12 protein-coding genes and 1 pseudogene are annotated in these 12682 nt (G+C 43.7%); 6 read left to right on the forward strand and 7 right to left on the reverse strand.

Annotated elements, in window-relative coordinates:
• Positions 1 to 52: 52 nt before the first annotated feature.
• From secF to QUB06_RS23985, 3 genes are all read right to left on the reverse strand, one after another.
• Positions 53 to 1021, reverse strand: a complete 969-nt coding sequence (gene secF, locus QUB06_RS23975; protein ID WP_333437409.1) for a protein translocase subunit SecF — start codon at positions 1019 to 1021, stop codon at positions 53 to 55.
• A 164-nt stretch (positions 1022 to 1185) separates the two neighbouring features.
• A complete protein-coding gene (gene secD, locus QUB06_RS23980; protein WP_333437410.1) occupies positions 1186 to 2583 on the reverse strand; it encodes a protein translocase subunit SecD in 1398 nt (465 codons plus the stop codon).
• 144 nt (positions 2584 to 2727) lie between these two features.
• Positions 2728 to 3711 (reverse strand): alpha-ketoacid dehydrogenase subunit beta, encoded by a 984-nt coding sequence (locus QUB06_RS23985; protein WP_333437411.1) that lies wholly within the window; start codon positions 3709 to 3711, stop codon positions 2728 to 2730.
• A gap of 194 nt (positions 3712 to 3905) precedes the next feature.
• On the opposite strand from QUB06_RS23985, the gene QUB06_RS23990 reads away from it, so the two are divergent.
• Together QUB06_RS23990 and QUB06_RS34770 are read left to right on the forward strand one after the other, a co-directional pair.
• Entirely contained in the window at positions 3906 to 4052 is a 147-nt protein-coding gene (locus QUB06_RS23990; protein ID WP_333437412.1) for a hypothetical protein, read from the forward strand.
• A complete protein-coding gene (locus tag QUB06_RS34770; protein WP_445251417.1) occupies positions 4052 to 4633 on the forward strand; it encodes a Uma2 family endonuclease in 582 nt (193 codons plus the stop codon). The genes QUB06_RS23990 and QUB06_RS34770 overlap by 1 nt, the downstream gene beginning before the upstream one ends.
• Before the next feature lie 93 nt (positions 4634 to 4726).
• Here QUB06_RS34770 and QUB06_RS24005 read toward each other — a convergent pair whose 3' ends face one another.
• On the reverse strand, positions 4727 to 6613 hold the full coding sequence (locus tag QUB06_RS24005; protein ID WP_333437426.1) for a glycosyltransferase family 39 protein: 1887 nt from the start codon (positions 6611 to 6613) through the stop codon (positions 4727 to 4729).
• A 496-nt stretch (positions 6614 to 7109) separates the two neighbouring features.
• Here QUB06_RS24005 and QUB06_RS24010 point away from each other — a divergent pair.
• A pseudogene (locus QUB06_RS24010) lies at positions 7110 to 7387 on the forward strand (hypothetical protein); the annotation flags it as partial.
• 6 nt (positions 7388 to 7393) lie between these two features.
• Here QUB06_RS24010 and QUB06_RS24015 read toward each other — a convergent pair.
• Positions 7394 to 8767: an NACHT domain-containing protein gene (locus QUB06_RS24015; RefSeq protein ID WP_333437413.1), complete on the reverse strand. Its 1374-nt coding sequence runs from the start codon at positions 8765 to 8767 to the stop codon at positions 7394 to 7396.
• A gap of 245 nt (positions 8768 to 9012) precedes the next feature.
• On the opposite strand from QUB06_RS24015, the gene QUB06_RS24020 reads away from it, so the two are divergent.
• A complete protein-coding gene (locus QUB06_RS24020; protein ID WP_333437414.1) occupies positions 9013 to 9852 on the forward strand; it encodes an SH3 domain-containing protein in 840 nt (279 codons plus the stop codon).
• Between the two features lie 74 nt (positions 9853 to 9926).
• Here the strand turns inward: QUB06_RS24020 and QUB06_RS24025 are convergent, their stop codons facing one another.
• Positions 9927 to 10676, reverse strand: coding sequence for a M15 family metallopeptidase (locus tag QUB06_RS24025; protein WP_333437415.1), 750 nt, complete (start codon positions 10674 to 10676; stop codon positions 9927 to 9929).
• 94 nt (positions 10677 to 10770) lie between these two features.
• Between QUB06_RS24025 and QUB06_RS24030 the strand changes: the two genes are divergently transcribed.
• Positions 10771 to 11007: a hypothetical protein gene (locus tag QUB06_RS24030; RefSeq protein ID WP_333236631.1), complete on the forward strand. Its 237-nt coding sequence runs from the start codon at positions 10771 to 10773 to the stop codon at positions 11005 to 11007.
• The gene (locus QUB06_RS24035) at positions 11007 to 11345 is read left to right on the forward strand and encodes a type II toxin-antitoxin system PemK/MazF family toxin (protein ID WP_333149306.1); all 339 of its coding nucleotides are present in this window, start codon (positions 11007 to 11009) and stop codon (positions 11343 to 11345) included. Before QUB06_RS24030 ends, QUB06_RS24035 begins: the two co-directional genes overlap by 1 nt.
• Before the next feature lie 19 nt (positions 11346 to 11364).
• Here QUB06_RS24035 and purB read toward each other — a convergent pair whose 3' ends face one another.
• A complete protein-coding gene (gene purB / locus QUB06_RS24040; protein ID WP_333039418.1) occupies positions 11365 to 12660 on the reverse strand; it encodes an adenylosuccinate lyase in 1296 nt (431 codons plus the stop codon).
• Between the last annotated feature and the right edge of the window lie 22 nt (positions 12661 to 12682).

Here is a 12682-nt window from a genome sequence, read left to right on the forward strand (position 1 = left end):
TAACCGTCAACAGTTAACCGTCAACAGTTAACAGTTAACCGTCAACAGTCGATTAAACTTCCTCTGACTGGTTGATTCCTTCAGCAGGGACAGGGATAGAGTGGGCCGTCCGAGTGCGCCACCAAGCTAGCAGCGTACTGGCAATGAAAATACTCGAATACGCACCCGCAATAAAGCCGACAATCAATGCTAAAGCAAAGTATTTGAGGGTTTCGCCGCCAAACAAAAAGATTGAAAACAAAGTCAGCAGCGTTGTCATCGTCGTGTTAATTGACCTTCCCAGCGTCTGCATGACCGCATCATCGACAATTTGATTTATCGACTGTCCGGGATTTAGCTTGATTACTTCGCGCACGCGATCGTAAATAACCACTGTATCGTTCACAGAAAAACCGATAATTGTCAAGAGAGCGACCACAAATAAGCTGTCAACTTCCACTCCTTGAACTAAACCCAAAAACGAGAAAATACCAAGAGTAACCAACACGTCGTGGAACAAAGCAACGAAAGCAAAAAAGGCATAATCCCACTGAAACCGGAATGTTAGATAAACCGTAATTCCCGCAAAGGAAAGGAATAAAGCCAACAATCCCGAAGTAAATAATTGTTTACCGAGGGTAGGCCCAACCGTATCAATTTGAGTAGATTGAGGAGCAAAAGCGCCTATCTTTTCGCTCAAAGCTGTTTGCAAATTAGTCCGCTGTTCGACATCCAAAGTTTTTGTTCGCAGTGACAAACCGCGCTGTTCCTTGCCGATAATTTGAATGCTGCTGCCACCTAAACCTTGGGTGTCCAGGACTTCGCGGACAACAGCAAGATCGATGGGTTTACAATTTTCCGGTTTCGTGCAGTCGAGTTCAAATTGCAGGCGAGTGCCGCCGATAAAATCTAAACTGGGGCGCAGCGGTGCGCGAATGTCGGGACGAGTCCAAGAAATCGCCATCGACACTATACCTGCGAGGATAATAGCGGCGGAAATACTCCACCAGAGCGATCGCTGTTTGATTACACTGAATTTCATAATTTAGCGAGAATTGGGAATTGGGAATTGGGAATTGGGAATTGGGCAAACAGGGAATTGGGCAAACAGGGCATTGGTAATTAATTTACAACTAATTTTTAGCGGTTTGTAGTTGACAACTATTAGCGATTACCAACTACCAATTACCAATTACCAATTACCCATTAACTATTAGCAGTTTTCGACAAACCGGGACAGAACCACTGAGGTTTCCGCAATGCTGGAAAGCTCAATACTACGAACAGCAGAGTGCGGCTGCAAGTGAGCGCAGTAAACATACTCACTCCCACCCCCAATGCCAGAGTTACAGCAAACCCTTTAACTAAACCAGCGCCCAACCAGAACAAAGCAGCACAAGCAATAACTGTTGTGACGTTGCCGTCTAAAATGCTGGAAAAAGCGCGGTAAAAACCCGATTCGACCGATCGATAAAGCGATTTCCCCGCCCGCAACTCTTCCCGCGTGCGCTCAAAAATCAGCACGTTAGCATCCACAGCCATCCCGATGCTGAGCACAAAACCAGCAATTCCCGGCAGCGTTAATGTCACTCCCAAAAGCACGAAAGCTGCCCAAGTTAATAGAGCATAAATTAACAGCGCAATATTGGCAATTACGCCGGGGAGTCGATAGTAGGCAACCATGAAAATCAAGACTAAAACTAAGCCGCCGATACCTGCGTTAATACTGCTTTGAATGCTGTCTTTACCCAAGCTAGCGCCGATCGTGCGGTTTTCTACAATTTCGACCGGCACAGGCAAAGCGCCGCCCCGCAATTGCACTGCTAAATCGTTGGCTTCTTGCGTTGTAAAGTTGCCTTGAATTACGGCACTTCCACCAGTAATTCCTGTCTGGGCAAATTCAACCCCGACGACTGGAGAACTGATCATTCTTTCGTCTAGGAAAATACCGATACTGCGTCCCGTGCCGGCTAAATTTTTAGTGAGTTGGGCAAAGAGTTCGCCTCCTTTAGTATCGAAAACAAGAGCAACGTTCCAGTTGTTCCCAGCCGCCAAGGGTTGAGGTTGAGCGTCTTTGAGGTTTTCGCCACCGAGGCCGCTGCTTTTGAATAGTTTGGCGATCGCCTCATTGCTTCTTTTCAAAGCAGCCTGATTTTCTTTAATAGCCGCCTCATTGTTGCTACGTTTCAATTCTTCTTGTTTGACCAGCAATTCCTGCTGCAACTGCCTCTCAATGCCTAATTGTGCTTCTGTTCCGGGCAGTTGTTCCAGAAATTCTAGTTTTGCCGTGCCGCCCAAGACTCGTTCTGCTTGCTGCGGGTCATTTACTCCGGGCAACTGCACGAGAATTTGGTCTTCTCCTACAGTTTGGACTAAGGCTTCGGAAACACCCAAACCGTTGACGCGGTTTTCGACAATCCGCCGCACAGCTTCTAACATTCCCTGGTCAATTTTTGGAATTGTGGGGGTAGTTTTTACTTGAATTGTGAGTTGCGACCCTCCTTGTAAGTCTAATCCCAGCCGCGTCGGAATTGTTACTATTACAGTAATGGCAGCGATGATTAAAACAAAAATTAGGGCTAATAGGGAACGTTGTTTTTGCATATTTAATTATTAGTCATTGGTCAGTTGGCAGTTGTCCGTTGGCAGTTGTCCGTTGGCAGATTTTAGTCATCAGTCATCAGTCATCAGTCAACAGTCATCAGTCAACAGTCAACAGTCAACCAATGACTACTGACTAATCACTATTTATACTCGCAAAGCTACCATTTTTTGGACTGCCTCGACAATTTGAGTGGGCTGGACAATGGTCAGTCTTTCCAAATTGCCGTTGTAAGGTGTGGGAATATCTTGTGAAGACAGCCGCAAAACCGGTGCGTCGAGCTCGTCAAAAAATCGATCGCTAATCGAAGCAATTAGTTCGGCACCAATGCCTCCTGTTTTCATGCACTCCTCTACAATAATTACTTTGTGAGTTTTGCGAATCGATGCGCCGATCGTCTCCATGTCCAGGGGTTTGAGAGAAATTAGGTCGATTACTTCTGGATCGTAACCTTCTTTTACCAGGGCGGGCACGGCTTGCAAGACGTGGTGCCGCATCCTCGAATATGTCACGATTGTGACATCTTTGCCCGATCGCACAATTTCTGCTTTGTCCAGCGGCACTAAATATTCTGTTTCTGGCAAATTTTCTTTGAGGTTGTAAAGAAGGACGTGCTCGAAAAACAGAACGGGGTTATCGTCGCGGATGGCTGATTTTAAAAGTCCTTTGGCGTTGTAGGGAGTCGAACAGGCGACTATTTTCAAACCGGGTACTGCTTGGAAATATGCTTCTAAGCGCTGGGAGTGTTCCGCGCCGAGTTGTCGGCCCACGCCGCCGGGCCCGCGAATTACCATCGGCATTTTGAAGTTGCCGCCGGATGTGTAGCGCAGCATTCCCGCGTTGTTGGAAATTTGGTTGAAGGCCAGCAGCAAAAAGCCCATGTTCATGCCTTCGATGACCGGCCGCAGTCCCGTCATGGCTGCGCCTACTGCCAGGCCTGTAAAGCTATTTTCGGCGATCGGGGTGTCGAGCACTCTAAGTTCGCCGTATTTGTTGTAGAGGTCTTTGGTGACTTTGTAGGAACCGCCGTATTGACCTACGTCTTCGCCGAGTACGAATACGGCGGAGTCGCGGGCCATTTCTTCGTCTAACGCCTCGCGGAGGGCGTTGAACAATAAGGTTTCTGCCATAGGAGGTTAAGCAATGATTGCAGGAGGGTCAGACTAGAATATTAACCTTTTGGGGGTGTCGATCTAGGAGTCGATCGCAAATTTGGCAGTTAAAACCTGACCTTTTGCCAATCTTTATCATAACATTTGTATTATGTCAATAAATATTTAAGTTAAAATAATACTAACTTGCCTACCCACAGCAGAGGAATATTATGCTTCAGACAAAAACTCAACTAACTCTGGAAGAGTTTTTCGCTCTTCCCGAAGGAGAAAGCGATATTACCTACGAACTTATTGACGAGCAAGCAGTACCGAAGCTGTCACCTAAAAATTTCATTCTCGCCTCACCCGAAGCCTAATAAAACTCCTCGAACAGTGGGGTGAGGAACGGGGAGAAATTGGTGTAGAATGGGCGGTAAAATTAACCCGCCAGCGGCGAGACTGGGTGCCAGTACCAGATCTTTTATATGTTTCTTATCAACGCTTATCTCCTGAATGGAATCAAGATGAAGTCTGTCCTGTAGCCCCAGAATTAGTCATAGAAATTATTTCACCTGAACAAACTTTCGGTCAGTTAGCTGCCAAAGCGAGAGATTATTTAGATGCTAAGGTATTGCGGGTTTGGGTAGTAGATAGCAAGGCGAAAAGCATTACAGTTTTTAGGTTAGGACTAAAAGAATATCAAGTCAGAGATAAACGCAGCCGTCGGAGACATTTAATTTTGGTGTTTTGTGTTTACACTTTCCTTCTCTGGCATACTTTAACTGGAGGATTAAGACCCAGGTGGGCAAATAAAGCTTTAAACACCTTTACTGATGCGCTCTCAGCGTTTCGCACAGCAAAATCTTTTCGGTTTGTGAAATGGTTGAACCAAAATGGGGACGTATTCTCTGCTTATAAAGCTAGTTGGATGCTCTGTGTGGGCTTGAATTTTGTTTAAGTACCGTTAACGCCACATTTGCCAGAATCTCATTCTGGTATTCTCACTGAAATTAAAAATTAAAAGCGATTGTGGGTTCCTAGCTTAATTTATTCATTTTTCAATGACAAATGTAGAGCAAAAATCATTACTGTGTAATAATTTTAATTTGTAGCGTTGGGCCAGTTTTTGTGTGACTTTAGCCTCGCAAGTTACAATAACTTCCGGCGGACTAAACTTATGATTCTTATTTTGGCGACCATACTCAACTAGGTATAATATTGAATATTTTTTTGTGGTAATATTCGCTAACTTTGAGTAAAAAACTAAGTGAGCATTATAGTTATTGCTTACTGCTGTAAAATTGTTTAGTTGTGGCATATCCTTGAAAACCTCTTGAAAGTAATCTCTATACATTATTCGAGGATTGTATTGGTCAAAACTTAGTATTTCTTGCTTGTAAACTAAGTTATAGGTAGTATTAAAATAAGGAATAGAGAAAATAGATATTACAGTTAAAGCAAAGATTAACTGACGCTTCAAAGCGTTAATAGAAAAATAATTGTTCAGCCCATTGAAAATTTCAGATATCCCTACACCAATAACTAGGGCAGCTATAGGATAAAGAGGGTTATCATACCAGTCAAGCTTAGTTTTTGCAAAAGAAATTATTAACAAATAGCCGATTAAGTAGAAAAACCCAAAAATTCCGATATTTTTCAGATTTTTTTTAACGCTGAATATACTTATTAACAAACCAACGGGAAACACATAAATCCAAGGAATAAATCTGTATTTTATCAGGTTGTGGATATAATACCAAAATGGAGCACTGTGATTTTCATGGACTTCTAAATATCTGCCACCAACTTCATGCTTGAACACAGCACTAATATATCCGGGGTTATAATGCTCTCTTAAAAAATAGTAGCTTAATACCACTCCGCTAAAAAGAATAAGTGAAATATAGAATCGAGAGGAAAATAGCAATTTCCCCATTTTCTTTTGATAAGCAGTATAGAGTAGAATACCCGGTAAGGGGAGGATACCGGCTATGCCTTTTGTCAAAACTGCTAAAATTATTGCCACCGTTGCTATTGACCAATAAAAATTCTGTTTTTTTTGTTCATTTGAGTGCAAATAAATAAAGTATGATAGTGAAGAAATAGTAATCCAAAGCACGAGTAGGGCCTCATAATCTCCGCTTCTTCCTGTGTGATAACCGATAAAACCAGAACTTGTTATTAATACCAACCCACTTACCAAACTTATTTTGATATCCTTTAAGTATTTAGTAGCAAATATAAAAATTAGAATAGCTGTACTCATAGCCGACAATGCTGATGGCAACCGCAGAGCTAATTCATTATAACCAACAATTTTCATGCAAAGGGCTATCATCCAAATTAGTAGAGGTGGTTTAGTATTCCACATATCAGGAGAACCGTCAAAATGCGTAACAATTAAGTTGCCATTTAGCGCCATTTCCAAGGCATTTACTGCTAGCCGCGACTCGTCCCACATCTGAACAGATGGTACACCTAGACTCATTAAAAATACAAAATAGCAAGCAACCACAAACCACCCTAAACTAATTGAAAACCGATATTTTATAATTGTATTAAATATGCCTAAGAAAAAATTGCCCCTGGTTGATAGCTCCTCAGTATTGAGTTTTAAAAGCGCAACTAATAAACCAATATAAAAAATTATAACACTTCCTGATAATAACAACATAAATGTCTTTCTAGAAGTATTATCAAGTCGCAAAATCCATCTTTTGGTATTAGTTCGGGCATCTATTTGAGCTACTTCTCCTTGCACAGCGACAGGATGATGATTTTCTGGTAAAGAGTAACTAATTTCCTGCGAAACTAATGCTTGAGGTGTTGAATTTGCCGTAGTCGCAAAAACCGCAGGTTGGAAGCAAAAATAGCAAAGTAACAAGATAAAGAAATAGTGTAGTAACTTTTGTAATTTTTTCCACAAAAATAAGTTCATCACTTTATACTTAATGGGTCATTAATCCTTAGAGATGTTAAGCTAAAAAAAACTGAGCTTAACAGATAGCTTGATAAAAAGTAGAGACTCGATTTTACAATAAATGCCAGGGATTAGTCAAGCCCAAAAAATAGTAATTTTATTTTCCACAATTCTGCTGTTGTATGGCAAAGTCAACTTGGCGAACCTCAGTCGTTATATAGCACGTTTAAATGATTTGTGCAAAAGCCTCGTATTTATGGAGCTTCCTAATTTTTTTGGGATTTCTTGATAAGTTCCTCATAATAAGATTAATCTAACGGCTTATCCTGTCTTCCCTTTTCTCACATCTCTATTGTTATCAACAAATTATTGTAACTCCTGGAGTTTTCCTTTGATATCCTGGATTTCATTAATTTACATTTCTTTACCTCTAACCCTATGATTTTTAGTTTTAGTTAATTCTCTTAAGTAGCACAACTCATTTAGACGTGCTATAGAGAAGCTCTCGTGACGGTTAGGACTAAAAGAATATCACGTCAGAGATAAACGCAGTCGTCGGAAGCATTTAATTTTGGTGTTTTATGCCTACACTTTCCTTCTCTGGCATACCTTAACTGGAGGATTAAGACCCAGGTGGGCAAATAAACTTTTAAAGACCTTTACTGATGCGCTCTCAGCGTTTCGCACAGCAATATCTTTTCGGTTTGTGTGTTATGGCTAAACCCAAACTGGGACGTATCCTCTGCTTATAAAGCTAGTTCGATGCTCTGTTTGGGTTTGAAATTTATTTAAGTCCCGCTAATGACTAATTTCCGAAAAATGTTTTTGCAATAAATCGTGAATAAATCGATAGCGCCGATCGCCAGTTTTTTGCAGCAGCAGACGATCGGTCGCAGCATCGAGAAAACGCCTGTAATCCCAAGGAATGTAACCCTTCGACCACAGCACGAGGCGCAAGATCAAACTTTCAATCCCCGGAATTCCCGGCAACAAAGCACTAATTACCGCAGCAACAGCACCCGCAATTAATCCCCAAATCGACCCGGAGACTAGGGTGGCAATTAATCCCAAAATCACCCAAATCAGCCCGCCAAACAGCTTAACTCCAAACTGATACTTGCGCTGTTCCTCGTCTGTTTGCAGCCAGCTAGAGGGTATGCGATCGAGGTAAAATTCTTGAATTCCTTGCTGTTCCATCCTTCTCGCCAACCATCCCAGCCAGTGGCGAATTTGTTCCGGCCGCAGTTCCTTACCTCTGGGATACTGCTTGACTTCGCCGGTGATTTGGTGGCGGATATAGGCAGTTAACAGATATTTGCGCTGTTCTTCTGCGGAAGTTATGCGCTTCCAAGCTTCAATTAAAATATCGTCGTAAGCCAGAGCCATCATGCTCAAAAGCAAGGGAACTTTTGCCAATTTCAACAACTCCGGCTCGCGCTCAATGCTGTACCAAAGTTCGCGGCTTCGGGCTTCTAGCAGATAATTTTGAATTTGAGTTTCTGTTAAAGGTTTCAATAAAACCGCTGCTTGGAGGCGAAATCTAGTATCGCAGTTTTTGTAAGCTTCAAAACTGCTGCAAGCTACTAAATGTTTGGGTTTAAATTCGCTTTCAACAAATTGATTGATTGCTTGAATGCAGCTATTTTGGCGGTGGGTTTCTACTTCGTCCAAGCCGTCGAGGAGAGGCAGCAATTGTTGTTCGGCAAGCCATTTTTTGCCGACAGCAGGAGAGATGCCGTATTTGAAGTGAAGTTGAGCAATTAACCAATCTGTGATCGCCCCGGATTCTGCTTTCCACGATCCGAGTTCAAACAGCACTGGTACTGGAAAACTAGCATCTTTTTGGGCGCGGTAAACTAATACGCGAGCTAATTCTAGCAGCGTCGTAGTTTTGCCTGCACCGGTCGCTCCCAAAATTACCAATTTGCCACCGGTGCGATCGAAAACTTTAGCAATGCTGGCTTTGGGAGGAAGCCGAAAACTCGGACGGTTGCCGGCTTTCACTTCCACATCCCAACAGCGGTTAACACCAAGAGGCGACGAGTCTTGACTGAGGTTAGCCAGTACAGCGGCGTGCAAAGACTGCGCGAGCCCTGCTTGGACTTCCTGCTTCACCTCCTCCAACAATCGATCGCGAGGCGGTTTTAATCTCAGAGGAATCAATTTTGACATTTTATCTACCTCGCGCTGAACGCTTACCTTCGCAAATTGGCGCGCAAATAACCCAGAGCAAGATTACCATCAGTATAGGCGTCCAGTATATATTCACTCAAATTATTGCGGCAATTATGGATCTAAAATTTTATATAAAAATCCTGACCCTGTGGCCCGCACTAGGTATTTCCACTATAAATTAACTGGCGATCGCCTCAACTCCTAAACAAAAATTATTAGTATAGATACAGAGAGGGTTTTTTATGTCATTTACGAAGGCTCAAATCATCACAGTAAGCTTAGCAGGAGTGGCAACAGCGGTGGGAGTAGCTGTTGCAACTATACAGTCGGGTGCGATGAAACAATCCGATCTTCCCCTTGCTGAATCATCGGCATCCACCAGAAACCAGATTGCAGGGCCGACGAACCACCCTGAATCTCGGCAACCAAAACCTCTGCAAGCACAAACCCAGGCTGCAGAATCTCCGAAATCCCCACCCCAACCTGCAAAAACCCCGGCTGTTCAATCCTCGCTAGTTGCAGGAGTCTCTGGGCCAAAAGTTGAGCCAGTAGTTGTCACACCGCCAAATTCGGGTTGCAAAATCAGTATGGCTGTAGTCAGCGATCCCAATCCACCGCTAAATGTGCGATCGATCCCCCAAGTAAGGGGCAGCCAAATAGTAGGAAAACTTAAAAATAATACCTTTGTTTCAGTCGCCGAAGAACAAAACGGTTGGCTGCGAATTACCGATCCGCCCGGTTGGATTGCCAAAAACCGCACCGAAAGCAGTTGTTCTAACGTCAACCAGCAGATTAATTTTCTACCGGGAGGAGATGAGGCAATTGTTAAAGGTCGAATCATCGGCGGCGGCACCCACTCTTACCGGATTCGCGCCCGAAAAGGTCAAACAATGACTGTTAGGACTCGGAAAGATGTTTTTCCCCAAATTATAGCTCCGGGTGGCAAACTTTTAGCAGGAAATCCTTATGAAGGCAATGAAACCGAGTGGACTGGAAAAGTGCCAGTAACAGGCAATTACACTTTACAATTAGACTCTAATTTCCGGGGATACGAATACGAATTTTCGGTTAACTTGCGATAATTTTACTGACATCTGTAGGAACAGGGCACTGCCGTCTCCCTACGAGGCTTTGCAACTTTTAATCAATAGTATAATCAAGGAATCTCGGAAAGCGATATATCAAGAATCGCAAACTTCTGCCAATCTTCTGAATCAAAGTGCCACCATTCAGTTGTGATACCGATAAATCCGTGTTTTTTCATCGCATCCTTAAGCACTTGACGATTTTTCCGAGATTCTGCGCTGCCGCCTTGATAATCTCCGTGAGCTTTTTCGGTAAAATCATCGTAAGGTGTAGGCATTTCTAATTCTTTGCCAGTGCGATCGACTAAAGTCAAATCAATAGCAGCACCGCGATTGTGCCGCGAACCCCTAGCAGGATTAGCAACATAGCGCGGATCTGGCCAAGCTTGCCACATTTGCTTAGTCACAGAGAAAGGCCTGTAGCAATCGTAAACTTTCAAACCCAATCCGATTTTTTCCAAATCTGTTTGAACTAGCCCTAACTGTTGAGCAACAGAACTTCTCAAAGCGCATTTCGATATAGGGTAAAGTTTTCGTTTCAAGAAATTGTTAGTAGTGGCGTATCGGATATCCAGGCGAATGTTGGGATTTACGCTGCGGATGTCAACCAGTCGTGCTCCACTGGGAAGTTGACTCATGAAAATGCTTTCAGGTACTACTGGGTTTGGTTCTGGTTGGGTAATTTGCACTTGTGGCGGCTCCTGGGCGCGGACAAATGTTGTATGGTGCAGACCGTGAAGCGAAGCTATCCCGTAGGGAATCGCACATAGCAACACTAGCATAAATGCGATTAAGTATTTTCCAAAACGATTAAATTTCATAGTTGTTGGGATTGTGAGTGTTAAAAAGTAGATTGAGGTCGTTGTTCTATGCTATAACCAATATTATGATGTCACCGTGACAGCAAGGGGAGCTATGAAAACTGCAATTTCACTTCCAGATTTAGTTTTTGAAGAAGCCGAGGCTTTGGCTAGTCAGTTAGGGTTATCACGCAGTGAGCTTTATACAAAAGCATTGCAGGCGTATCTGCGGCGACACAACCGGGAGCGAATTTTGAGCAAACTAAATCAAGTCTATTCTGAAGAGTCCTCTGAACTAGATCCTGTCTTGGCAAAGATGCAATTTATGTCCTTACCCCATGAGGATTGGTAATGTATCGCGGAGAAATTTGGTGGGCAAACTTGCCCTCTCCAGTTGCTTCAGAACCTGGATATCGTCGTCCCGTCTTAATTGTTCAGGATGATACTTTTACTCAGAGTCGGATTAGCACTGTAATCGTCGTCATCATTACTTCTAATCTGCGGTTAGCGGAAGCACCAGGTAATGTCTCGTTACCGAGTAAAGCCACAGGTTTACCCAAGGATTCTGTGGCTAATATTTCTCAGCTTTTTACTGTGGACAAAACGTTTTTAATTGAGTGCATTGGCACAATCCCACAGGATTTACAGGAAGAAATAGATGAAGGATTACGATCGATCTTGTATCTTTAGTAGGAAATTCAAGAGATTTTTAAATTCCCAAGCGCTGATACACTAAATCTAAGTGCCTCAATTGATACTGCGGATCGAAACAATCATCAATTTCTTTGGTGGTCATCTTAGCTGTTACCCGATCGTCCTTAGCAATTAAATTGTAGAAATTGCCGCCCGGTTTGTTCCAAGCTTCGTGAGCACAAGATTGCACAATTTTGTAGGCGTCTTCGCGACTGGTGCCTTTTTCTACTAAAGCTAACATCACGCGCTGGCTGAAGATGACTCCGCCGTAAAGGTTCATGTTTTGCTTCATGTTTTCGGGATAGACTAGCAGGTGTTTTACTAAGTCTGTGGTTTCTACTAACATGAAGTGAGTTACTGTAGAACTGTCGGGCAAAATCATCCGTTCTACGGAACTGTGAGAGATGTCTCTTTCGTGCCAAAGCGCCACGTTTTCTAACGCTGCGACGGCGTTGGCGCGGACGATTCTCGCCATCCCTGTGAGTCTTTCCGATCGAATCGGGTTGCGTTTGTGGGGCATGGCGGATGAGCCTTTTTGCCCTTTGGAAAAGAATTCTTCGACTTCGAGAACGTCGGTGCGTTGCAGGTTGCGGATTTCGACTGCAAAACGCTCGATCGATGCTGCTAAAAGTGCTAAGGTTTGGACGTATTCGGCGTGTCGATCGCGCGAAATGACTTGAGTGGATGCGGTATCGGGTTCGAGTCCGAGGTTTTGACAGGCGATCGCTTCAATTCGCGGATCGATATTAGCATAGGTTCCGACTGCGCCGGAGATTTTGCCGACTGCAATGGACGATCGCAAATTCACCAATCGGGCGCGGTTGCGAAACACTTCTGCCAGCCATCCTGCTAGTTTAAAGCCAAAGGTGATGGGTTCGGCGTGAATTCCGTGCGATCGGCCAACCATGACGGTATTGCGATGTTGTTGAGCCTGATAGCGAATAGCTTGACTCAATTCTTCGACACGTTCTAACAAGATATTGACGCTGGCGACTAATTGCAGCGCCAAAGCGGTATCGAGCACATCGGAACTGGTTAAGCCGAGGTGAATGTAGCGGCCGGCATCGCCTACATATTCGTTGACATTTGTCAAGAAAGCGATCATGTCGTGGCGGACTTCGGCTTCAATTTCGAGGACTCGTTTCGGGTCAAAATTAGCCTTAGCTTTGATTTCTTCGACTGCGGCGGCGGGGATGTAGCCGAGTTCGGCTTGAGCTTCGCAGACAGCGATTTCTACTTGCAGCCAGCTTTTCAGTTTGGCGGTTTCAGTCCAGATGTTGCCCATTTCGGGCAAAGTGTAGCGCTCTATCACGGTGGGAGTTGGGGAATGCGAT

The sequence above is a fragment of the Microcoleus sp. D2_18a_D3 genome (genome assembly GCF_036702455.1).
Taxonomy (GTDB): domain Bacteria; phylum Cyanobacteriota; class Cyanobacteriia; order Cyanobacteriales; family Microcoleaceae; genus Microcoleus.

What these genes read in the sequence shown, in the direction of transcription:
- secF (WP_333437409.1), bottom strand. Translation starts at nt 1,021, where the DNA reads ATGAAATTCAGTGTAATCAAACAGCGATCGCTCTGGTGGAGTATTTCC.
- QUB06_RS23985 (WP_333437411.1), bottom strand. Translation starts at nt 3,711, where the DNA reads ATGGCAGAAACCTTATTGTTCAACGCCCTCCGCGAGGCGTTAGACGAA.
- QUB06_RS24025 (WP_333437415.1), bottom strand. Translation starts at nt 10,676, where the DNA reads ATGAAATTTAATCGTTTTGGAAAATACTTAATCGCATTTATGCTAGTG.
- QUB06_RS24015 (WP_333437413.1), bottom strand. Translation starts at nt 8,767, where the DNA reads ATGTCAAAATTGATTCCTCTGAGATTAAAACCGCCTCGCGATCGATTG.
- QUB06_RS24020 (WP_333437414.1), top strand. Translation starts at nt 9,013, where the DNA reads ATGTCATTTACGAAGGCTCAAATCATCACAGTAAGCTTAGCAGGAGTG.
- QUB06_RS24035 (WP_333149306.1), top strand. Translation starts at nt 11,007, where the DNA reads ATGTATCGCGGAGAAATTTGGTGGGCAAACTTGCCCTCTCCAGTTGCT.
- QUB06_RS24030 (WP_333236631.1), top strand. Translation starts at nt 10,771, where the DNA reads ATGAAAACTGCAATTTCACTTCCAGATTTAGTTTTTGAAGAAGCCGAG.
- QUB06_RS23990 (WP_333437412.1), top strand. Translation starts at nt 3,906, where the DNA reads ATGCTTCAGACAAAAACTCAACTAACTCTGGAAGAGTTTTTCGCTCTT.
- QUB06_RS24005 (WP_333437426.1), bottom strand. Translation starts at nt 6,613, where the DNA reads ATGAACTTATTTTTGTGGAAAAAATTACAAAAGTTACTACACTATTTC.
- secD (WP_333437410.1), bottom strand. Translation starts at nt 2,583, where the DNA reads ATGCAAAAACAACGTTCCCTATTAGCCCTAATTTTTGTTTTAATCATC.